Origin of the sequence: Mesorhizobium japonicum MAFF 303099, assembly GCF_000009625.1 — a bacterium.
Taxonomy (GTDB): Bacteria; Pseudomonadota; Alphaproteobacteria; order Rhizobiales; family Rhizobiaceae; genus Mesorhizobium; species Mesorhizobium japonicum.
Genome location: NC_002678.2, coordinates 5,528,669 through 5,550,470, shown reverse-complemented (window position 1 = coordinate 5,550,470; position 21,802 = coordinate 5,528,669). Strand labels below are relative to the sequence as shown.

Genomic DNA, 21,802 nt, shown 5'->3' with positions numbered 1-21,802 from the left:
TCTAATATCTCCTCTGGCGAACGATCGCAGGGACCGTCTGCGGCGTTCCGGCGACAAGGCAGAGGGTCAGACAGAACCACACGATCGGATGGCGGATGATCAGGTGCGGAGCACTGAAGACCGCGATCGATGCCACGAGCGCGACGAGCGTGTCCTGTCTCGCACCCCAGGCGGACATAGCGGCCGAGCCGAGGATCCACAGCAAGGCCAGGACTGAAATCAGGCCACCCTGAGTGTAGAGATCGAGGATCGTGCTATGGGCCTCGAAAGGCCGCGGCAGAAACTGCTGATCGACTGTGGAGGGACGATCAAGGTGCGGGCCTGGTCCGAGACCCAGCGATCCGGATCTTGCTCCCTTGTCCAATGCCTCGTCCCAAAGCTGGAGGCGAAGTGCCGCGGTTTCCGCGGTTGCTTCCCCGCCCTTGTCCTTGGTGAGGCTCTTGGCGAAGTCTTCGGCGTTGGCGGCCTCGCTGATGGCGTAAGGCGCGACGGAGACCGCCAATGGAAGGAATGCCATGGTGAACAGGAGGGCAAGTTGCCGTGAAAGGCTGACCTTGCCCCCGTCGCCAGTGAGCCATGCCCGAATCCTCAGCCCAAGAAGGATCAGGCAGGCCAGGATCGTCGTATAGAGATAGGTATCGCTCTTTGTCAGCCTTCCGACATAGAAGGTGAGGATCAGGCTGGACAGCCCGAGACATCTTCCCCATGGATTGCTGGTGGTTGTGGCAAGATGCAGGGCCAGTGGACCGAGGAGCGCACAGTAGAGCGCAAGCTGGTTCGGATTGTCAGACCAGCCGCTGAAGCGGTCCCAGAACCAGGGGTGGACGCCAGACTGATGGATCCAGCCGAAACCAAGCCCCACCTGAACGACAAAGCCTGCATTCGCGACAGCGATCATCCACCAGGCGATACGGCGTAAACGGGAAGCTGCGTTGGGTTCCGCGGCAGCCAGGCAGGTAACGCAGACCAACAGCACATACGCCATCGTGTCATGCAACAGCGGATCGAGGAACAGCGTGGTCGTCAGAAAGCCGATGATGGAACCCACGCCCAGGGCAAGCGTCAGGATCACCCAGAAACAGGCAAGTTTGGTGAGGGCCGGCGTAACCTCCAGTCGGCCGCCGCCAAGGATGCGGGTGATCGACAGCAATATCCAGAGCGTGAGGAACAGTTCGCTGTAGCCGAACGGCAGCCCCGGGATGCTGAGCTGCACCGCGTAGGACATTGCGATGCCGAAGGCCAGGATCACATCACGGATCATTGCCGCGCCTCACCCAGTCGGGGGGCCCGCGCACCCTCTTCCCTCGAGATCACGGGCGCCGGCCGAGCAAGACTGCCGCGGTATTTGCCACCGAGGACAGTCTTGTACAGATCGCAATACTGGTCGACGACCCACGACAGCGAAAAGCGCTCCCGCACGAGGCCGACGGAACGGCTGCCCATGACCTTTCCACGGGCGCGGTCGGACAGAAGATCGATTATTCTGGACGCCAGGCCATCGGCATCGCGCGGCGCGACAAGATAGCCATTCCAGCCATCTTCAACCACGTCATTGCAGCCGGGCATTCTCGAGGCGACGATTGGCAACCCGGACAAACCCGCTTCCAGCAGGACGCGCGGAATACCCTCGCGATACTGTGTTGGAAACGCGAACAGATCCGCCATGCCAAGGAGAGCTGGAACGTCCCGCCTTGGCCCCAAGGCGACGACGTAGGGAGCATATTGCTCGATATCGGACTTGCTGACCGCGAACGGACCTTCAGAGTCCTGCGGACCGACAAGCACGAAACGCGCATTGGGCCTCTCGGAGAGGACGCGGGGAACCGCCTTGATCAGGGTCGGAATCCCTTTCTGGCGAGTCAGCCGACCGACAAAGATTACGACTTCGGCCGATTGAAGCCCAAGCTCCTCGCGCATGGCGGCGGCCGAAGGGCCACGGTACCTTGCCGTCGAGAATGCATTCGGGTCGATGCCAGAACTCCGGATCAGTCGCCCTTTGCCGCGCTCCACCAGCCGATAGCGGTCGAAGAAGGCCTGATCGTCACGATTCTGGAAGACCGTCATGGCTGTCCAAAGTGACGCCAGCCCCTGAAGGCCACAAAAGACCGGACGTAGCGCCAGCGCCCGCGGTTCCCGTGATGAGAATGTCCAACCAAGCCCATTGATGGTGCGAATGACCGGAACCTGCCCGCGCACGGCCAGAGGCGTGAGGAGGTTGGGCTTGGTGTCGAAACTTTGAACAATGTCCGGACGCAATTCGGACATCAACTTACGGATCGCGCTGACCGCGCCCCATTCTCCACCGCCACTGGCAAAGCGGTCGAACCCAAAGCGGCGATGCGGAATGCCGTGAGGCGAAAAGGCGTCTCCGGCATCGCTCGAGACGGCAGTGACCCGAAAGCCCCTTTCACGCAGCGCCAGGAGGAACGGGATTCTAAGCCGGTGATCCTCGCCTCCTATGCAAACCAGATGTGGACTCATCCTGTCCCTCCTGGATGCCGGCAGAATCCCAACCGCGCAAAGCCGCTGGCCCTGTGATCTGTTCACGGCCCGGCTTCATCGCCCCAGTACGCACAACACCCAGCCTCACGCTAGGAGCAGGCTTGCGCGTTGTCCTCGTCTGTTTAAATGAAGCAAGGGATTGGGCGGTGCGGCGATGCAGCGGCGACCGCTTCGGATCGATGAGTTGAGCGGGAACTCATTCGTTCTAACGATGCCAGGGCCGACATGGTCGCGTAGGACACGGCAAGGCCAATCAGCAAAACAAGGGGGCTGTGTTGGAGACGTCGGGGTACCCGCGTTTAGAAAGCCGTTTTCCACGCGCCTTGCCATCCGTTGGCGGACCGACAACGGATCAAGATGTTGTGATGCTGCGCGGCAACGGCCCTCCTGACGGCTTCACATGGAAACAGGCCTCTGCCCGCCCTCTGGATATGGACGGACCAACCACCCGTCTCTTCCCGCGGATGGGCGACGGCTTCTCCGAAAAATCGGCGTTCTCGCACCTGGAGCGGGTTGTCGAAAAATACCCGGCAAAGATCGCGATCAGTGACGGCTCTGCGTCCCTCAGCTTTTCCGAACTGCTCAACGCCGTCCAAAACCTGGCGGGTGCGATTGCCGGTTCGACCCCACCAGGCAAGGCGGTCGGGATCCTCATCGGAAATACGCTCTGGTATCCGGTGGCCATGCTCGCCGCCATGCGGGCCGGCAGGCCCGCCGTGCCGTTGAACCCCCGGGATCCATTTCAGCGCCTCGCCGCAATTTCCACCAGCGCGCGGCTGGCTGCGATCATCAAGCCAGGGCCGGGCAAGCCGGCAGGCTGGCCGAATGCCTCCTCGCTTGAATGGATCGATGCGGCAAGTTGCATGGCCGCAACGCCGGATGGCGGCCTATCGGCGTTGCCGTCCGAAGTGTCGGTCGATGCTCCGGCAATCGTTCTGTACACGTCAGGCAGCACCGGGGCGCCGAAAGGCGTCGTGAACAGCCAACGGGCAATCCTCCAACGCGTTCAGCAATATGTCGATGCCTGCCACTTCGGCCCCGACGACGTGTTCATGCCGCTGACCGGGCCGGCGACGATCGCGGGATGCCGCGAGATGATGACCCCGATGCTATGCGGCGCCACATTGTACCTCTCGGATATAGAGAGTGCCGGTATTCGCGCCGCCCGCGACAATTTCGAGAAATGGCGGGTGACGGTCGTCTATCTCGTGCCGGCGCTGCTGCGTGTGTTGATGAATGGTTCTGCGCCCGACACATTCTCTTCCTTGCGGATCGTGCGGGTCGGCGGAGAAAAGATTCTATGGTCCGATATCGACCGGCTCCGCGACAGCGTTCACGAGTCCTGCCTTGTCCAGATCAGCTATTCGTCCACGGAAACGACCGGCACGCAATGGTTCCTGCCGAGGGGCTACCAGGAACGCGGCGCAACGGTCCCGGTTGGCTTCGTGCTGCCCGGCATCGAATACACCATCGTGGATGAGAACGCATGCGAGGTCGCCCCGGGCGATGAAGGAGAGTTGCTGATCAGAAGCAATTACACCACGCTTGGCTACTGGGTGGATGGGGAAAACGTCCCTCTTCAGGCGAACTCCGGCAACCCCATGCTTCGAACCTTCGCAACGGGTGATCTGGTCAAGGTCGACGACACCGGAATGATGTGGATCGTCGGGCGAAAGGGACGCCAGATCAAAATAAACGGAAGGCGGGTCGAACCTGCCGAACTGGAACTCGTCCTGCGCCGGGCGCCTCAGGTGGATGATGCCGTTGCGGTGGTGACGGACGCGAACGAACTGGTGGCCTTTGTCGTCCCCGCGAGACCTGGTGCAAGCGAGCTCATTGCTGAATTGCGCGACCTGATCAGGACGGCCCTGCCGCCGGCTGTTCACCCGACGCGCCTGCATAGTGTTGCCGAGATACCGCGGCTCAAAGGCGGCAAGGTCGACGGCGTCAAGCTACGGGAACTGGATCGCGCACTGAACGCGCAAGACGCCCAGAACACGCCCATGGCCCGGCAGGCGGCAAACCCGCTTGATATCGAAGGCACCGCGGCGGCCGTATGGGAGAGGATTCTCCCGGGCAAAAGGACAGCTGGCAGCCGTTGGGACGATGCCGGCGGCGATTCGTTGAAATTGCTGCAATTCGTCATGGAACTGGAGACGGCTCTGGGGCGGGAACTCAACCTGGACGCGTTCACCGTCGGGATGAGCTTTGCCGATGTCGTCCGGGCAGCGTCTCCAGGGCAAGACACAAGCAGCTCGCTTGTCGAGGCTTCCGACCCGAGACCCGTTTTGTTCATCGTGCCTGGATCGATCGGCTACGGTCCAAGCCTGGCGGCCTTCGGTGCCGAGATGGGCAAAGTCGCCAGGGTTGTTGCCATCCGCTACGGGGATCTGAACGACCTGCTGAGGGGACATGGCACGATACCGCGGATGGTGGATGCGGTTGTCGACCAGATCAGCCAGGTCCAGCCTGATGGCGATGTGAAGCTGATCGGCTATTCGCTTGGCGGCGGCGTCGCGTTCGAAGTTGCCGCCAAGCTTGTTGCCGCCGGTCGGTCGGTCACGTTCCTGGGAATCCTCGACACCAATATCGGGCCTGGACAGCACAATTATCGTGAAAGACTCGCACGCACTGCCCAGCGCATCCGCACGCATCGAGTGACGGTGGATCGCATGATTTTGCGGGCTCTGGCAAAATTGTTTGCCCAATTTGGCGCCGAGGCTGTGCTTGCGAGGGGCATCGACTGGCTGAAATGGAGGAGCTTCGCCAGAACACGATTCATCTTGCGCCTTGAGCTCGAAGAAGTCCTGCGGATGCGCGCATTTGGCCAATGGCTCGCGCAACCGAAGCCCACATTGCCGATTACCGCCACCCTGTTTCGATGCAGGCGTACAGGCGTTCCGTCAGACCTTGGCTGGAGTGCTTTCGTCACCGGCCTAAACATAATTCCGATCGTCGGCGGGCACCTGGACATGCTCGTTGAACCCTATCTCGGCCACAACCGCCCGCTGATAGAAAGAGCCTTTGTGGTTAGCGGCGAATAGCGGGTGATTCGCACACCCGGAGGCTGAATCGAGACAGGATGCTCGTGTATCTTGCTGACGGATCCACAACAAATCCGCTGTCACTGCGGCCGTAGAGAGAACAGCCTTGTCCTGCGTCGCCGCGCTGAAATATCCCTAAACAATCAACAAGTAACAGGACCAGGGCAGCCTTCCCGTCGCATAGGCTCTCCTTGCCATGATCAACGATTCTATCAATGGGCGCCGGTATTTGATTTGGCCCTAATATATCCTTTCCAATAGGCAGGCACTGGGGCTATCGAATCAGACGAAGGAAATTGCATGACAACCCTCCACTATGCCTCGGGTGGGTCGGCCTCCGAGGTCGCAACCGCCGGGTTCAATCTTGTCGACGTTTCATCCGTGGACGAACTCAACGCCTTACCGGCTGGCACGAAAGGTCTGGTCTGGCTCGATGAAGCCAATGGCGCAACCTCGTCCTTCATTCAGAAAGTCACGCCCTTCATCGGCAATCCGAATGTGTTCGGCTTCTTCCTCGTCGACGAGCCCGATCCCACGGGCAAATGGGGAACCTATGCCACAGCCGACAATCTGAAGGCGGAATCCGACTGGATCCACACCAACCTGCCCGGCGCCAAGACCTTCATCACCATGATGAACATGGGGTCTTCGGCTGATCCCGATTTTTCAAACACTTTCAATCCCGCCAACACGCATATCGACTATTACGGCGTGGATCCCTACCCGGTGCGCACCGGCACAAGCACCGTCGACTACAACATGATCGACAGGACCGTGGCCGCGGCGGTCGCCTCGGGCGTTCCGCTCAGCCAGATCGTTCCGGTTTATCAGACGTTCGGCGGCGGCAACTACACCACCGATACGGGCGGCCAATATGTCCTTCCCAGCGTCGCCCAGGAGCAGACCATGCTGGACCACTGGGCCAAGGTGGCGCCATCGCCCGCCTTCGACTATGCCTATGCCTGGGGTTCTCAACAGGGCGACACCGCGCTTGGCAACTCGCCAGCGCTGCAAGCCTTGTTCCTTCAGCACAATCAGGGCACCACCAGCGTGCCTTCAACCGGCGAAACGACTCCGCCCACCAGCACGGTGCCCCCGCCCAGCACGGTGCCCCCAACCAGTACCGTGCCTTCGAGCAGCGATCACACTTTCTACGGCACGGGCGGCGCGGATGCGCTTCACGGCACCACCGGCGCCGATACGATGGTCGGTGGTGGCTACAACGACACCTACTATGTCAACAACGTCGGCGACAAGGTGGTGGAACTGGCGGGCGGCGGCAACGATACCGTGCTGGCATCGGTGAGTTACGCGCTGTCGGCCGGCTCGGAGATCGAACATCTCGCCATCGCGAGCAAGTCCGACACTACAACCATGAACCTCAAGGGAAACGAGTTCTCCCAAACCATAGACGGCAATGCCGGCAACAACGTCATCAACGGCGGTGGCGGGAAAGACGTCCTGACGGGAAATGGGGGCCATGACTACTTTTTCTTCAATGCCGCCCTCAAGACCGGCAATGTCGATAAGATCACCGATTTTAATGTGGCCCAGGACAAGATCGTGCTCGACCACAGTGTGTTTACCGGCCTTCAAACAGGCGCCCTTCCCACCTCGGCGTTCCACGAAGGCAGGGGTGCGCACAGCAGCGGCGATCACATCATCTACAACAGTTCGACCGGCGCCCTGTCTTTCGACAGCGACGGCGCGGGTGGCGCACATCAGATCCAGTTTGCCACTCTATCTCCGCATCTGTCTTTGACGGCGTCCTCGTTCATCGTAGCGTGAGCCTTGGGGAACGTCAGACCCTGATCACAAGGGTCTGACGTTTTCTTGATTATACATAAATATACTTCGGTGAAATACTTTGATGGAACGAACCGCTCCAACGAGCATCGGTCCATCATGAGCACTCGGGGCATCGAATTCCTGCAGAAATGGGTGGAGGATAATGTGCCACCCTATTCCAAGTCCGATCCGACCCTTGCCGCCAAACTCGCCGAGCAAGTGACGGCGGACGCCATCAAGGCGGGAATTCGCCCCGAGGAAATCTCTGAAGAAGTCGGAAGCATGTTGACCACCATGCTTGAAGTGCTCGACCAACGCGATACGCAATGATTGCGCGGCCGGTTGCATCGGCAACGTCGCACAGATCCATGGACGACAGGCCTCCCGCATCACCGAAGAGAGGTGCCCCACCAACTTCATCATTGCCAGCCGAGCCAATGGCTTGGGTTTTATCGCCTGGTCAAACCGGGACGGTCTCGTGCTCTTCCAAGATCCGCGTGATGATCTTGTCGAGGTCGTGAGGCTCGGCGCCGTTGACTTTTATCAAGGGCCACCCATCCTGGCGCAAGCACTTGCCGATGTCCCTTGAGATATCGGCCTGCCTCAAGCCCCTGTCCACGCCGAGTTCGAACAGGAGGACCTCCAGGAGCGGTTGCTGAGCATGCCGATCCATAAGACGGCGGCGCAACGTTTCCTGTGGCGCATCGAGCTGGATAAGGAGGTCTGGTCGCGGCAAGAACGCCAGGCAGTCGCGTACCACGTCAATGCTTGGAGTTCGTGCCAGCACAACCAACGCACACAAAGCCTGGATTATGCCCTCTTCGAAAATGAAGTATCCTTCCGATTCCTGCGCTTGACGCCAGGACTCGCACAGCAGCGCGATGTCGACCTTCATGCGCCATGACCATGTGAGGCTTCGTAGCGGGATTGACGCCAGAAGCCGCGCGGCGACACCATCCTTCGGCAGGGTCGACAGCAAGACTGGGCCGGAGGTGGCGATCTTTTTGCCAATGCGCCCAATGCCATGGCGAACTTCCGGACCGTCTTCCTGGGCCGACCCATATTCAATCAGGCGATAGCCGTTCACTGTCTTCACGTTGATGCCGTGTTTCGCCATCCCTTGGCAGAGGCCGCGAAGAAGTGTGGTCTTGCCTGCACCAGGCGGCCCAAACAATTCGATGATCATGGCGGTATGCCCAACCGTCTCCGAGCAAGCAGTCGTTCGCCTGCGGATCAAAGCTTAGCCAGATTACAAACTATACCAACGTTCATTTGAATGACCATTCATACCTGCTGCCGGTGGCACGCGGGATTGCCCTTGGTAAGTGCCTCATCATCGGGGACCTCCGCGAACCGGCCGTTACTGGAGGGGAATCAGGCACTCCCCGCAAGGCCGGAACGGGAAAGCGCTGTCTGATCAAGATCGAGGCATCATCCGAATGATTGATGAAAAGATTTCGGTGGCGAGTGATGGTCGACGTTCAGCTTGGTGGGGCCCTGAATGTCTTCAGCGTATTTGCAGTCTGAAGCGGTGGATCAAGATCTGTGGGTGGATTGTCGACCGACGACGACCCGCAGATGGTCAGATATTCCCGAATATGCTCTTGACGAAGGGGGGCCTCTCTGGCGCCGCTATCAACAGATGGGCGCCGGCTTTGCGGACATTCCCGTCTTCGATCACCTTAGAAACGTCGCAAGGCAATATCCCGACAAGCTCGCGATCGGCGACGGCACCAATCGACTGACTTATTCCGAGCTTTCCCGGGCTGTCGAGACATTGTCGCACCGTGTCGCTGCCGTCGTTCCCGAAGGACAGGCGGTCGGCATCCTTCAGGCTAATTCGGCCTGGTACGCCGTGGCGATACTGGCGAGCATGGCGGCCGGGCGACCTTCGGTTCCGCTCAACATGAGAGATCCAGGTTCTCGGATCATCGAAATTGTGGACGCCGCACGGCTCGGCGCCATCATAGGCGCTGGAAATGTTCGCCCCATCGATTTGGCACAGGAAGTCCTATGGATCGATATTGCCGCCGGCATCGCGCCAAACGGTCAACAGGCATCACAGCAGCCGCAGCTCCCTTCCGTTTCCGTCGATGCACCCGCAATGGTGCTTTACACATCAGGTAGCACCGGACGTCCCAAGGGCATCGTCAACAGCCAGCGCAGCCTGCTGTGGCGGGTCCGGCAATATGTGGACGCGTGCCATATCAACGCGGATGATGTTTTCCTGCCGCTGACCGGGCCCGCCACGATTGCCGGTTGCCGCGAGATTTTTACCGCACTGCTGACGGGCGCCACGTTGCATCTTCTCGAGGTGGAGGCGGTCGGCCTGCGCGCAGTCCGCGCTCGGGTTCAAGCCGAAGGTGTGACGATCGCCTATCTTGTGCCGGCACTGCTTCGGGCACTGTTGACCGAGGCCCCCACTGACGCCTACCAGTCGCTCAGAGTAGCCCGGATCGGTGGTGAGAAGGTGTCCTGGACGGACATCGCCTTGCTGCGCAAAGCCGTTTCGGACCAGTGCCTGATCCAGATCGGCTACTCGTCAACCGAGACCACCGGCTCGCAATGGTTCCTGCCGCAGGATTGGCCGGAGCAAGACGCTTCGATCCCCGTTGGCAGGCTGCTTCCCGGGATGGCATTCGCCATTGTCGACGAAGCAGGACGCAATGTCGGGACAGGCGAGAGTGGAGAGCTTCTGATCAGAAGCCCGTATGTTCTGCTTGGTCATTGGGAGAACGGTGTCGTCGTTCCCGCGCGGCCGGATCCGGACGATCCCGGTGTTCGGGTTTTTGCGACGGGCGACCTCGTTCGGCTGGACGATGATGGCCTGTTGCGCATCGTCGGCCGCAAAGGTCGCCAGATCAAGATCAATGGTCGACGCATCGAGCCCGCCGAGCTCGAACGGGTCCTGCGTTGCGCGCCTTCGGTTGCGGATGCCGTGGCAATCGTGACGCCCGCCGAGGAACTCATCGCATTCGCGGTTCCCCAGCGCTTTGCGGGGGCTGCTTTTGCGGAGGAACTTCGTCAGCTCGTCAGAACGACGTTGCCGGCGCCGCTGCGTCCCTTGCGATTGCACACCATCACCGAGATCCCACGCCTGCCGGGAGGGAAGATCGACCTGGCAACGCTCACCGAAATGGATCGTTCGGAGAGAAAGGCGCCAGCCGTCCAGCCGCCCACTACGCGACCGCTCCCCGCGGGAGGCGACCTGAATACAAGGCAAACGGTTCAGCACGCGTGGATGCAGGTTCTCAACACGGGCACTGCGGCGGGAAACTGGGATGAGGCGGGGGGAGATTCGCTGCAGCTGCTGCATTGCGTCATGGCAATCGAGAGCGCCATCGGGCAAGAGCTCGGCCTCGAGGCCTTCACCGTCGGTATGAGCTTCGACGAGATGGTTGAGGCTGTCGTATCCGCCCAGGCGGGCGAACGACACGCGAAGAAGCAACACCCTCCGGTTCTTTTCCTGTTCCCCGGGTCCGTCGGCTATGGCCCGAGCCTGGCTGCGTTCGCAGCCGCCATGGGCAAAGTCGCCCGGGTGAACCCCATCCGGTATCCTGGCCTCGCCGCGATACTGGATGGACACAACAGTCTTTCCGCCATGGCCGCCGCCGCACTCGAGCAGATAGGCCGCGCCCAACCTACCGGCCCCGTGCGACTTCTCGGCCATTCGCTTGGCGGCGCGGTTGCGTTCGAGGTTGCCGCGCGGCTACTGACCGCCGGCCGATCGGTAAGGTTCTTGGGTATCCTCGACACGAGCCTTCTGGACGAGCCGAGCAACCATTGGGAGACCCTTACCCGCACATTCCATCGCATTCGCACGAATCGGATATCCGCCCACCGGATGGCTTGCCGAGCCCTTGCGAAGATCACCGTCGCCATGGGCTGCGAGGCGTATCTCGCCAGGACTCTCGATCGCTTTGCCAAGGGAGAGTTCAGCCCGACAAGTTTCAGAACCAAGCTGGAACTTCAGGAAGTCTTGCGGGCGCGGTCTTTCTTCCAGTGGCTGGAGGCACCCAAACCGGCTCTGCCCATCTCCGGCACCTTGTTCCGGTGTCGCCGGGAGGGAATGCCTCGGGCCTTGGGCTGGGACAGCGCTCTGGCACATCTGGACGTGGTTCCGATCATGGGCAACCACATCGACCTTGTCATAGAGCCCAATCTTGCCACCAACCGCCCGCTCATCGAGACGGCCGTCGTGCAGACCTATTCCCCGGCCGAGTCTCGCAAAAGGGAGGATCTGTCATCGACGTGATCTCACATTTCAGCAAGGACATGCTGGCGCTCGATGCTCGTGCGGAGGTCGATCGCATCGTTGACACCTTGCGCAAGCAGGTTCTTGGCACGCTCCGCCGCCGCGGGGTGGTTGTCGGCCTTTCCGGCGGCATCGACAGCTCCGTCGTCGCGACCTTGTGCACACGCGCGTTCGGCAAGGACAAGGTCTTGGGACTGTTCATGCCGGAGCGCGATTCCTCCGGCGACTCCCTGAGACTTGGCCGCCGCGTCGCGGCACAGCTTGGCATTGAGAACATCCTGGAAGACATAGGCCCGGCGGTGGAGGCCGTCGGCGCCTACCGTCGGCAGCTCGAAGCGATCCGGACCGTCGTCCCCGACTATGGGGACGGCTGGAAATGCAAGCTGGTGATCGAGCCGGTTCTCGAGAGCAACGGCCTCAACATCACCCGGCTCACCGTCCAGGATCCAGAAGGCAAGGTCGATACGGTGCGTCTGTCGCCAGCCGCCTATCTGCAGATCGTCGCTGCGACCAACTATAAACAGCGCCTGCGCAAGATGACGGAATACTACCACGCCGACCGCCTCAAATACGCGGTTGCGGGGACGCCAAACCGCCTTGAGTACGACCAGGGGTTTTTTGTCAAGCAGGGCGACGGAACAGCCGACGTGATGCCGATCGTCCACCTTTACAAAACTCAGGTCTATCAGCTCGCGGAATATCTTGGTGTGGACGAGGAAATCCGCCAGCGACCACCGACCACCGACACATTCTCCATGGCGCAAAGCCAGGAGGAGTTCTACTTCGCGCTGCCCTATCATCTGATGGATCTATGCCTCTACGGCCTGAACCACGGGATCGCCAGCGATGAGGTCGCGGCGGTTGCTGGCCTCACCGAGCCCCAGCTGCAGAAAGTCTACAAGGACATCGACGCGAAACGGCGGGCCGCCCACTATCTTCATGCGCGGCCTTTGCTCTCCGTAGAAATTGGCGAGGATTGACCGGGAATGTGCGGCATCGCTGGAATTGTGGCCCTGAACGCCGCGGCGGCTTCTCCTTCACGCGAGGCGCTGATGCGGATGGTGGGCACGCTGGCGCATCGCGGGCCGGACGAGCACGGCCTTTACCGCGACAAGCGCGCGGGGCTGGCGCATGCCCGCCTGTCCGTCGTCGATCTTTCCAGCGGCCAGCAGCCGCTTGCGGACACAGGCGATACGAGCTGGATCGTGTTCAACGGCGAGATATTCAACTATGTCGAGCTGCGGGAAAAGCTGATTGCGCTTGGCCATCGCTTCCGAACCCGCAGCGACACGGAGGTCGCGCTGCATGCGTATCGCGCGTGGGGCGAAGCGGCCTTCGAGCGGATGAACGGCCAATGGGCAATCGCAATCTGGGACTCAATAGCAGGTCGCCTCGTCTTGTCGCGCGACCGGTTCGGCATTTGCCCGCTGCATTTTTGTGAGCATGCGGGCCGCCTTTATTTCGCCAGTGAAGTGAAGGCCATTTTCGCGGCCGATCCAACCATCCCTCGCGCGTTTGATCCTGCCGGCCTCGATCAGACTTTCACGCTCTGGACGGTCGTTCCACCGCAAGGGGTATTTCAGGGAATCCACGAGCTCGTACCGGGGCATGTCCGCATCTACCAGGATGGCACTGTTCGCGAGCAGGTCTTTTGGCAGCCTTCCTACCCCGAGAATATCGGAGCGCTGCAGGGCGAGTTCACCGGGTCGTGCGATGACGCGGTGGACCGCGTGCGTGACGCCCTAGAGGCCGCGACGGCACTCCGAATGGTGCGCGCCGACGTGCCTGTCGGGTGTTACCTCTCGGGAGGACTGGACAGCTCGCTTGTGGCGACACTGGGAAGGCGCTTCGCCGGCCGACGCTTCCAGACCTTCTCCTTGCGTTTTGCCGACGCCGAATATGACGAGACCCGCTTCCAGCGGCTGGTTGCCGAAGCAACCGGCAGCGAGCACCATGAGGTGGTGGTTTCGCGCGGCGATATCGCGGCAATCTTTCCTGAGGTGATCCACCACACCGAGCGCCCGATACTGAGGACCGCCCCGGCGCCGCTGTTCCTGCTCTCGAGGCTGGTGCGCGAGCGTGGCATCAAGGTCGTGCTGACCGGCGAGGGTGCCGACGAAATGTTCGCCGGCTACGACCTGTTCCGCGAAGCCAAGGTCCGCCGATTCTGGGGACGCCAGCCGGCGTCGACACGACGCTCACGCCTCCTGGAGCGCCTTTACCCGTATCTCACCCGCTCGCCGGTGCAACAGCAAGCGATGGCGCGCCAGTTCTTCGGGCGCGGGATCGAGGCCTATGACGCGCCTGGCTTTGCCCATGACACACGCTGGCGCAGCACCGGCGCCATCAAGCGCCTGTTCTCCGCGGATCTGCGCGCCGAATCCCAACGCCGCGACGCCGTGTCCGAGTTGCTCGCCCGCCTGCCCGCGGCGTTTTCGCGCTGGAGCCATCTTGCGCAGGACCAGTATCTCGAGGTCCAGACGTTGATGTCGGGCTATCTGCTTTCCTCGCAGGGCGACAGGATGCTGATGGCTCACTCCGTCGAGGGGCGCTTCCCGTTCCTGGACGATGAACTTGTGAGGCTCGCGAATTCACTTCCGCCTTCCTACAAGCTGCGTGTCCTCGACGAGAAGCACGTGCTGAAACGCGTGGCGCAGCCGATCGTGCCCTCCGAGATCGTAACCCGCAAGAAGCAGCCATTCCGAGCGCCCAACGCGCTTTGTTTCGCCGCTGACGCCGCACCGGAATACATTCGCGAAGCGCTTTCGGAGACGGCGATACGCAAGGCGAATGTTTTCGATCCGGTTTCGGTCACACGCCTGCTCGACAAGTGCCAGGCCAGGACCGGTGACGGTGATCTTTCCAATGCCGACAACATGGCGCTTGTCGGCGTGCTGTCGACCCAGCTCCTTCACCAGCAGTTTGTCGCGAGCTGTCCCAGTGCAACCCACGTGCGTGGGCTCAGCGTCGACGTCGACCGCGAACATCGGGAGGAGCGCTTGCATGTTGCATGATGCCGTACCCTTGCTGCATGACTACCTCGCCCACTCCGCCCGCCGGCTCGGCGACAAGGTGGCGCTGGTGTGCGGCAAACAACGTGTCACCTATGGCGAGCTTGAGGCGCGCGCCAATGCAATCGCCACAGATTTGGCCGCATCAGGGGTCGCGCGCGGCGATCGCGTGATGATCTTCGCCGACAACACCGTCGAGACGGTGGTGAGCTTCTGGGCGGTGCTCAAGGCGAATGCGGTGGTGTGCATCGTCAACCCGCTGACCAAGAGCGACAAGGTGGATTATCTGCTTAACGACTGCCGACCGGCGGCGCTGATCACGGACGCGCATCTGCACGCGATCTTCCGCGAGCCTGCGCGCGGCTGCCAGTCGCTTCTGCGGATGATCGTTTCGGGATCAATCGATGATCCCGAGCTCTCCCGATTGCCGCGTGCCGTGCGCTGGGACACTGCGGTCGGCAACGGCGGCGATGCACCGCCGGCGCGGCGTTGCATCGATATCGATCTTGCCGCCATCATCTACACGTCCGGCTCGACAGGCGAACCCAAGGGCGTGATGCTGACGCACAGAAACATGATGACCGCATGCACGTCGATCGCTTCCTACCTCGAGCTTGCCGAGGACGAGGTGATCCTCAATGTCCTGCCCCTCGCCTTCGACTACGGCCTGTACCAGATGATCATGGCGTTTCGCACCGGCGCCCGGCTGGTGCTCGAACGTTCGTTCGCTTTCCCGGCGCAGGTCCTTGGGCTGATCAGGCAAGAGGGGATTACGGGCTTTCCCGGCGTGCCGACCATCTTCGCGGCACTCTCCGAACTCAGGTCTCTCAAGGACCAGGATTTCTCAAGCATTCGCTACGTGACAAACACCGCGGCAGCCCTGCCCCTCAAGCATATTCTCATGCTTCGGGAGCTGTTTTCGAGTGCACGCATTTATTCGATGTACGGCCTCACCGAATGCAAGCGTTGCACCTATTTGCCACCCGAGGATCTCAAGCGAAAGCCATTGAGCGTCGGGATCGCAATCCCGAATACGGAAATGTGGATCGTTGACGAACATGACAGGCGGGTCGGCCCCGGCGTCGTCGGCCAGCTCGTCATTCGCGGCGCAACGGTGATGAAGGGATACTGGGGCAAGCCCGAAGCGACGGCCAGGAAGCTCAAACCCGGCCCGCTGCCCGGCGAGCAGGTCCTATACACCGGAGACTACTGCCGGATGGACGCGGAAGGTTACCTCTACTTCGTCGGCCGTGGCGACGAGATCATAAAGTCGCGAGGCGAGAAGGTAGCGCCGAAGGAAGTGGAGAACGTGCTTATGGATATTCCCGGCGTCCGGGAAGCAGCGGTGATCGGTGTTCCCGACGAACTCCTTGGGCAGGCGGTGAAGGCGTTTGTCGTGATGGAGAACGGAAGAACCATCGGCGAAAAACAGCTGCAGATGGAGTGCCAGAAACGACTGGAAAACTTCATGGTTCCGAAGTCCATCGTCGTCGTGGCCAGCCTGCCGATGACGGATACCGGTAAACTCAAGAAAACGGCCCTGTCATGAGGCGGGGTCGCTAAATTGGTGGTGTCGCTACAGAGGTGAATTCATGTTGACGATCAAGGACCGCGCCGGAACCTATAGCGAGCAGATCCGCAATTTCCTGGTTTCGAATTTCTACGTGAGCGACGTGAAGGCATTGATGAACGACACGTCCTTGCTCGATCAAGGCATCGTCGACTCGACGGGGGTGCTGGAGATCATTGGCTTTATCGAGGAGACCTTTGGCATCATCGTCGAAGATAGCGAGCTCTTGCCTGAAAACCTCGATTCCATTCAAGGGATCGAGCAATACATCATCCGCAAAATGAACTGATCGTCGGCATAAAGCCCAGATCGGTTCCGGCGATTGCCCTGGCTTTCCGCACGCTCATGCCTGCGCCCTGGCTTGTCCCAGAACCACCCGGCCCTCGCCCGCTTCGTTCGACACAGCGCGGATGTTCTCGTATTGCTTGCTGCGCTCCAGCAGTCCCATCACCTGCCGATCTTGGCCAAGGCCGACCTCGAAGAGCAGGATGCCGCCAGGCCGCAAGTATAGCGGCGCGTCTTTCACCACCCGCATATGGATGCTCAGGCCGTAAGGGCCGGCCGCGAACGCCTCACGCGGCTCGAGCTCGACCAGATGTGCGCGGTCGCCCTCGAGCCGCTTTTCTGAAATGTAGGGCGGATTGCAGACGATCACGTCGATCGTCCGGTCAAGCCCCAGGCCCGAGAGAGCGTCGAACAAGTCGCCCTGAAGCACCGAAACACGGTCAGCCATGCCGTGATGGGCGGCGTTACGGCGTGCCACGTCGACGCATCCATCGGTAAGGTCGCTCGCCCAGACGCGTGCCGCGGGAATGTGGTGGGCGATGGCGCATGCCAGATTGCCAGTGCCGCAGCACATGTCGACGATGCGCGGGGCCGGCAGGTTCATTTGATGCAAGACACCAAGGGCCGTCGTGCCCAGCAATTCCGTCTCTGGCCGGGGCACGAGCGCACCAGGCGCGACGAGCAGCTCAAGTCCCATGAAGATGGCGCGGCCCGAGCCATAGGCGTCGGCAACACTGAACTCTTTGCTCATGGTAACCCCTGATCTTCCCTGTATAGGTGTTCGGCATTCGCACGCCGGTCAAACCTGTCGTTGCAGAATCCGGGCAAGTCGCCAGCCGGTCAGTCTTTCACATCCAAGTCGAGCGCGGCGGCGACGGCATTCAAGCGCTCGGGGGGTGGATCGCTCTTCAATCGCCGCAGATTGAAATCGAGATGCTCCTTCTTGAACATGGAGACCAGGGTGACGCCGGCCGAATTCGTCGCGAATGCGTAATCGGCGAGAAATGCGATAGCAACTTCCTTGGGACTACCGTGGTATCCGAGGTCGCCAAGAGCGGCCAGTATTTCCTTCCGCGTATTGAATTTCGCGACGATTCGATCGAGGCCCGAGAATGTCCCGTGCGTTACGAACGTCCTGTGCCGGTGAGCGCGCGCCTTCAATTTCGCGAGGTTCGGCTCCAGCGGGGTATTGGCAATCTGCACGAACCGATAAGGCAGCGATTCCTTGAGAGCCGTCATTCCAGCATCGAGGTGTCCTGCGACCGAAATGGCCCGGGCTTTCCCATCCTGCACCACGCGCTCCACGGCCCGGATGATATCCTCGCGAACAAGTTCTTCGGCGGTCGGACGATGCAGTGCGAGGACATCGACATAGTCCGTGCGAAGACGCCCCAGGCTCTCCTCGACGCTTGATCTTATCAACTCCGCGGACAGCGGCACCTTGAATGGCGCGGGGCGCACTCTTGAAGCATTCTGCTTAAGCGCCGGAACCGTCGCAACAGCGATCCGCGACAACGGCTTCAGCAGTCGCATGGTGGCGGAGGTCTTCGGCGGACGCATGCCAACCTTGGTGCAGACGCAGACGCGATCGCGCTTTCTCGATGCAAATTCGCCCCAGATCGATTCAGCCATCCCGTCGCCATATGAAGGCGCCACGTCGTACCAGGTTACCCCTGCTTCGTAGGCGCGTTCGAGCGTCTCGATTCCCTGGCGCGCTCCGATGCGCGAACCAAGCGAAGCGCAGCCAAAACCGATACTTGATACTTTGCTGCCGATAGCTTCGACAAACACCATCTTCATGGCGAAGACCCGCTTTCATTCCGGCATTAAGCCTGCTGCAATCGCAGTCGAATGATCCTTTTGTCTTTCTGTCAAAGACAAGCAAGAAAGGCATCATTCATTTGCTGCGATTGCTGCTGGTGGTGTATCCAGCGCAAAAGGCGGCATGAAATGACGTATCTGTACATCTCGGATCGGGGCCACAGGTGACCGAATGATGGTGAGCCATAGCCTTCCAATGCAACCGCAAAGTATGGCGCCTTCAAGGGTTAGAGGCGACCGTTTGGCTGCTGCCCGAGTTTGAGCCAAACCCCGTCATCCAGACCGAAATCTGGATGCCCGAACATTGGGAGTTCGCGTGACGCTGGAGGCCGGCACTTCACAAAGAGACGTACAGCCCAGCCACGGGATTTTCAGCTAATTTCTTCACGCGTCCGGGCAGATAAAGTGCAGCAACTCGGTACGTTGTGGGAACAGGCATCTGCGCGATGCGCTTACACGAGCCCCGCGGAAGCAGCCGGTTCAGATTCTGTGGTGGAGCCACGCCTTTGGTCGCAACCATGCTGTTGGTCGTGGAGTTCATCTGCGGCGCCGCAAGCGGAATTGCGCTAGGCCGCTGGGTGCCAAGCTTCAGCCTCGGCAGAACAGCCAATGGTTTGATCGGCGGCATCGGCGGCGTACTTTTTGTGTGGCCCTCTGCGCGGATCCCGGGTGTCGGCCCCCTCGTTGGCCATCACGCCGGTGGCCTGACGCCGACTATGTTGATCGGGGCTGGTATAGCAGGTCTGCTGGGAGGTCTTGTCCTGATTTTGCTGGCCGGTTTCGTCGGAGCGCTCATACGAGGCTGACAGCTCCGATGAAGAGATGCCTGATGCGTGCAGATGCTTTCCGCCCTTCAATCCAGGGCGCCACCACTCAAGATTGCTCGGTACCTGACGAGGAGAACATCATGAGGAAATTGGCTCTCGCTCTTGCAGTCATCTCGGGTTTGGCAGGCTGCACCAACGCGGAAAGAGGCGCTGTGATCGGGGGGGTTGGCGGTGCCGCGCTCGGAACAGCAGCTGGAGGTAACGACGTGCGAAATGCGGTCGTTGGCGGTGCGATCGGGGCCGTCGCCGGTACCTTGATCGGTGCGGCGACCGACCGCCGCGGCTACTGTCGATATCGCGATCGGCACGGGCGAATCTTCGAGGCGCGATGCAGGTGATGGCGTTCGCGCCTAAGCTCGCCGGGCGAGCGACGCATGACTGGTTTAGGAGATCTCTCGGACCGAGCCTGTTGGGAGCGGACTTGGCGGTCACCCGATGACGCGTGGAGAAAGAAATCGTCATGAAAGGTTTTGTGGGCGACATTGAGGACCTGACCGAAGAAAACAACGCCTTCCGACGCGTGCTCTATACGACAAGAAGGATGCAACTCGTGCTGATGGCGCTCCAGCCTGGGGAGGAAATCGGAGCGGAAGTTCATCACGACCGCGATCAGTTCTTCCGGGTGGAAAAGGGCACAGGAGAGATATGGATCGACGGCGTTGCCTCCGACATAAAGTCCGATATGGCTATGATTGGCCCCGCGGGTGCGCGGCACAACGTGAAGAACACAGGCAAGAAGCCGCTGAAACTCTACACGCTCTACGCCCCACCTGAACATATGGATGGAACGGTGCACGCCACCAAGGCGGATGCCGAAGCGTCCAAAGAACATTTCAATGGCAAGACGACCGAATAACGGTCTTTCTGGGCGTAGACGAAACCGATGGTGTCATGATCCACAGGCAAAGGCACACTAGGACGCGGTGACCAGTCCCAAGACTTCAACGTTTGGAATTGCTTCTCGCAGCGATATGATCCTCTTGAAGCGGGTCTACCATCGGGTCTGCCGCGAACAAGGAATTGCCGCGGGCAGTTACCGCGCGGCGCAACTGCGCACGAGCGCTGTCGAACTTCTTTCCGAGGGCAAGCTGGACGAAGTCTCCCTATATGAGCGACTTCGGCGAGTGGAATACCCCCGCTCGCTCGGCTAGAGAACGATGTCGCCGCTGGCAATTCCGTAAATGCCAACGAGGCAACCAATTGCCGCGGCCGCCAACACTATCCATTCCACGCCGACCAACACCGGCATGTTCTGCTCCCGTCTGACCTGAACATAGAGCAGCGTACCGGGTGCGTAGAGAATGGATGACAGCAATAGAAATTTCAGGCCGCCTGCGTAGATCATGAACGCAACATACAATGTGGCAATGCCGGCCACGATCAGGTCGCGGGATCGTTGTGCCGGTTCGGCGTCATAGGTTTCTCGGCGCAAGGCGAGAAGGAAGCCGTACCCGGCCACGAGCAGGTAAGGTATCAACACCATGGCACTGCTCAACTTCACCATGAGCGCGAACGCATCTTGCGAGAAAAGCGTGCTTATGAGGAAAGCTTGAATGATCACATTGGTCAGCCACAGCGCGGCGGCCGGGACGTTGTTGCGATTTTCACGCGCAAAAATCCTTGGCATGTCGCCGCTCTTTGCGGCCGCGAACAGCACCTCGACACAGATCAACGACCAGGCGAGATAAGCGCCGAGCAACGATACGATCAGCCCCACGCTGACGAAAACAGCGCCCCAGTGACCAACGACGGCCTCCAGCACGGCAGCCATCGAGGGCTGGCGCAAGCCGGCGATTTCCGCCTGCGGAAGCACGGCATAAGGCAGGAGCGTCACCAGGACCAGCAGGAACAGCACGCCGATGAAGCCAAGGATCGTCGCGCGTCCGACGTCGGCGCGGTCCTTCGCATAGCGAGAATAGACGCTTGCTCCCTCAATCCCGATGAACACAAAGATTGTGACCAGCATGGTCGCTCGTATCTGCTCGAAGAGACCGCTTCGCGCTGCCAGTTCTCCGCCCCACAGGTTGGTGACGAAGATGTTCGCGTTGGACGTTCCAGCCAGAATCAAAATGAAGACAAGAATGGGAATAACTTTTGCGACCGTGACAACGGTGTTGATGAAGGCAGCTTCCCTGATCCCGCGCAGGATCGTGAAGTGGAACAGCCAGAGTGCGATCGACGAGACCACCACTGCCGGGACCGTGTCGCCGTTGCCGAAAACCGGGAAGAACGCGCCGAGCGTCGACTTGATCAGAACCCAGTATGAGACGTCGGCAATGCAGGCAACCAGCCAATAGCCAAACGCGGAGAGAAAACCGGCGTAGTCACCGAAGCCGGCTTTTGCATAGGAAAAGATGCCGGCATCGAGCTCGGGCTTGCGCGCCGCAAGCGCCTGAAAGACCAGGGCCAATGTATACATCCCGGTCCCGGCGATACACCAGGCGATGACGGCTCCAATCGGTCCGGTGGCGGCGCCAAAGGTGCGCGGCAGCGCAAATATGCCGGCGCCGATCATCGACCCGACAACCATCGCCGTCAGTGCGGCGAGAGAAAGCTTCTGCGAGGTCTGGGATGCCATGGCCGCGTCTCGAGTCGGTGGTCACTGCACAAGCGAAATCCGTCCGCCAAGCCGATCCGGCAGGTCGCTGCACTGGTCGACCACCCGATGCTGCATCGGCGAAAGTCACAAGTCCAGCAGA

At 60.6% G+C, this 21,802-nt stretch carries 17 protein-coding genes; 11 read left to right on the top strand and 6 right to left on the bottom strand.

Going from position 1 to position 21,802, the window contains the following annotated elements:
• Position 1: 1 nt before the first annotated feature.
• Together MAFF_RS27615 and MAFF_RS27610 are read right to left on the bottom strand one after the other, a co-directional pair.
• A complete protein-coding gene (locus MAFF_RS27615; protein ID WP_244420631.1) occupies positions 2-1,249 on the bottom strand; it encodes an O-antigen ligase family protein in 1,248 nt (415 codons plus the stop codon).
• An 8-nt stretch (positions 1,250-1,257) separates the two neighbouring features.
• A complete protein-coding gene (locus MAFF_RS27610) occupies positions 1,258-2,481 on the bottom strand; it encodes a glycosyltransferase family 4 protein (RefSeq protein WP_044549382.1) in 1,224 nt (407 codons plus the stop codon).
• Positions 2,482-2,867: 386 nt separating this feature from the next.
• Here MAFF_RS27610 and MAFF_RS27605 point away from each other — a divergent pair, with 386 nt between their 5' ends.
• The 3 genes from MAFF_RS27605 to MAFF_RS27595 all read left to right on the top strand — a co-directional run bounded on the left by MAFF_RS27605 (position 2,868) and on the right by MAFF_RS27595 (position 7,664).
• Complete coding sequence (locus MAFF_RS27605) at positions 2,868-5,546, top strand: AMP-binding protein (RefSeq protein ID WP_044549380.1); 2,679 nt, start codon at positions 2,868-2,870, stop codon at positions 5,544-5,546.
• Between the two features lie 300 nt (positions 5,547-5,846).
• Positions 5,847-7,334, top strand: a complete 1,488-nt coding sequence (locus MAFF_RS27600; protein WP_010914294.1) for a calcium-binding protein — start codon at positions 5,847-5,849, stop codon at positions 7,332-7,334.
• A 69-nt stretch (positions 7,335-7,403) separates the two neighbouring features.
• Positions 7,404-7,664: a DUF768 domain-containing protein gene (locus MAFF_RS27595; RefSeq protein ID WP_157866095.1), complete on the top strand. Its 261-nt coding sequence runs from the start codon at positions 7,404-7,406 to the stop codon at positions 7,662-7,664.
• Positions 7,665-7,794: 130 nt separating this feature from the next.
• On the opposite strand, the gene MAFF_RS27590 is transcribed toward MAFF_RS27595, so the two are convergent.
• Positions 7,795-8,520, bottom strand: a complete 726-nt coding sequence (locus tag MAFF_RS27590; RefSeq protein WP_010914292.1) for an AAA family ATPase — start codon at positions 8,518-8,520, stop codon at positions 7,795-7,797.
• Positions 8,521-8,835: 315 nt separating this feature from the next.
• On the opposite strand from MAFF_RS27590, the gene MAFF_RS27585 reads away from it, so the two are divergent.
• From MAFF_RS27585 to MAFF_RS27565, 5 genes are read left to right on the top strand one after another with little or no spacing between them, the layout of a single operon-like run.
• The gene (locus MAFF_RS27585; protein ID WP_010914291.1) at positions 8,836-11,589 is read left to right on the top strand and encodes a non-ribosomal peptide synthetase; all 2,754 of its coding nucleotides are present in this window, start codon (positions 8,836-8,838) and stop codon (positions 11,587-11,589) included.
• Positions 11,586-12,569, top strand: coding sequence for an NAD(+) synthase (gene nadE / locus MAFF_RS27580; RefSeq protein ID WP_080511952.1), 984 nt, complete (start codon positions 11,586-11,588; stop codon positions 12,567-12,569). Before MAFF_RS27585 ends, nadE begins: the two co-directional genes overlap by 4 nt.
• Positions 12,570-12,575: 6 nt before the next feature.
• Complete coding sequence (gene asnB, locus MAFF_RS27575) at positions 12,576-14,603, top strand: asparagine synthase (glutamine-hydrolyzing) (protein WP_010914289.1); 2,028 nt, start codon at positions 12,576-12,578, stop codon at positions 14,601-14,603.
• Positions 14,593-16,149, top strand: coding sequence for a class I adenylate-forming enzyme family protein (locus tag MAFF_RS27570; RefSeq protein WP_044549378.1), 1,557 nt, complete (start codon positions 14,593-14,595; stop codon positions 16,147-16,149). Before asnB ends, MAFF_RS27570 begins: the two co-directional genes overlap by 11 nt.
• 43 nt (positions 16,150-16,192) lie before the next feature.
• Positions 16,193-16,459 carry an acyl carrier protein gene (locus MAFF_RS27565; protein ID WP_010914287.1) on the top strand — a complete coding sequence of 89 codons (267 nt, stop codon included), beginning with the start codon at positions 16,193-16,195 and terminating at the stop codon, positions 16,457-16,459.
• Positions 16,460-16,513: 54 nt separating this feature from the next.
• Here the strand turns inward: MAFF_RS27565 and MAFF_RS27560 are convergent, their stop codons facing one another.
• Both MAFF_RS27560 and MAFF_RS27555 read right to left on the bottom strand, forming a co-directional pair.
• A complete protein-coding gene (locus MAFF_RS27560; RefSeq protein ID WP_010914286.1) occupies positions 16,514-17,206 on the bottom strand; it encodes a N5-glutamine methyltransferase family protein in 693 nt (230 codons plus the stop codon).
• An 89-nt stretch (positions 17,207-17,295) separates the two neighbouring features.
• Complete coding sequence (locus tag MAFF_RS27555; protein WP_010914285.1) at positions 17,296-18,255, bottom strand: aldo/keto reductase; 960 nt, start codon at positions 18,253-18,255, stop codon at positions 17,296-17,298.
• Between the two features lie 527 nt (positions 18,256-18,782).
• On the opposite strand from MAFF_RS27555, the gene MAFF_RS27550 reads away from it, so the two are divergent.
• From MAFF_RS27550 to MAFF_RS27540, 3 genes are all read left to right on the top strand, one after another.
• Positions 18,783-19,082: a hypothetical protein gene (locus MAFF_RS27550; protein WP_065000072.1), complete on the top strand. Its 300-nt coding sequence runs from the start codon at positions 18,783-18,785 to the stop codon at positions 19,080-19,082.
• Positions 19,083-19,090: 8 nt separating this feature from the next.
• Positions 19,091-19,441: a glycine zipper domain-containing protein gene (locus tag MAFF_RS27545; protein WP_341872709.1), complete on the top strand. Its 351-nt coding sequence runs from the start codon at positions 19,091-19,093 to the stop codon at positions 19,439-19,441.
• A 122-nt stretch (positions 19,442-19,563) separates the two neighbouring features.
• The gene (locus MAFF_RS27540) at positions 19,564-19,959 is read left to right on the top strand and encodes a cupin domain-containing protein (RefSeq protein ID WP_044549376.1); all 396 of its coding nucleotides are present in this window, start codon (positions 19,564-19,566) and stop codon (positions 19,957-19,959) included.
• Positions 19,960-20,250: 291 nt separating this feature from the next.
• Here the strand turns inward: MAFF_RS27540 and MAFF_RS27530 are convergent, their stop codons facing one another.
• The gene (locus tag MAFF_RS27530; RefSeq protein WP_010914282.1) at positions 20,251-21,681 is read right to left on the bottom strand and encodes a basic amino acid/polyamine antiporter; all 1,431 of its coding nucleotides are present in this window, start codon (positions 21,679-21,681) and stop codon (positions 20,251-20,253) included.
• Positions 21,682-21,802: the final 121 nt, after the last annotated feature.

What these genes read in the sequence shown, in the direction of transcription:
- MAFF_RS27555 (WP_010914285.1), bottom strand. Translation starts at nt 18,255, where the DNA reads ATGAAGATGGTGTTTGTCGAAGCTATCGGCAGCAAAGTATCAAGTATC.
- MAFF_RS27530 (WP_010914282.1), bottom strand. Translation starts at nt 21,681, where the DNA reads ATGGCATCCCAGACCTCGCAGAAGCTTTCTCTCGCCGCACTGACGGCG.
- MAFF_RS27600 (WP_010914294.1), top strand. Translation starts at nt 5,847, where the DNA reads ATGACAACCCTCCACTATGCCTCGGGTGGGTCGGCCTCCGAGGTCGCA.
- MAFF_RS27585 (WP_010914291.1), top strand. Translation starts at nt 8,836, where the DNA reads ATGTCTTCAGCGTATTTGCAGTCTGAAGCGGTGGATCAAGATCTGTGG.
- asnB (WP_010914289.1), top strand. Translation starts at nt 12,576, where the DNA reads ATGTGCGGCATCGCTGGAATTGTGGCCCTGAACGCCGCGGCGGCTTCT.
- MAFF_RS27545 (WP_341872709.1), top strand. Translation starts at nt 19,091, where the DNA reads ATGAAGAGATGCCTGATGCGTGCAGATGCTTTCCGCCCTTCAATCCAG.
- MAFF_RS27610 (WP_044549382.1), bottom strand. Translation starts at nt 2,481, where the DNA reads ATGAGTCCACATCTGGTTTGCATAGGAGGCGAGGATCACCGGCTTAGA.
- MAFF_RS27540 (WP_044549376.1), top strand. Translation starts at nt 19,564, where the DNA reads ATGAAAGGTTTTGTGGGCGACATTGAGGACCTGACCGAAGAAAACAAC.
- MAFF_RS27570 (WP_044549378.1), top strand. Translation starts at nt 14,593, where the DNA reads ATGTTGCATGATGCCGTACCCTTGCTGCATGACTACCTCGCCCACTCC.
- MAFF_RS27605 (WP_044549380.1), top strand. Translation starts at nt 2,868, where the DNA reads ATGCTGCGCGGCAACGGCCCTCCTGACGGCTTCACATGGAAACAGGCC.
- MAFF_RS27590 (WP_010914292.1), bottom strand. Translation starts at nt 8,520, where the DNA reads ATGATCATCGAATTGTTTGGGCCGCCTGGTGCAGGCAAGACCACACTT.
- MAFF_RS27565 (WP_010914287.1), top strand. Translation starts at nt 16,193, where the DNA reads ATGTTGACGATCAAGGACCGCGCCGGAACCTATAGCGAGCAGATCCGC.
- MAFF_RS27560 (WP_010914286.1), bottom strand. Translation starts at nt 17,206, where the DNA reads ATGAGCAAAGAGTTCAGTGTTGCCGACGCCTATGGCTCGGGCCGCGCC.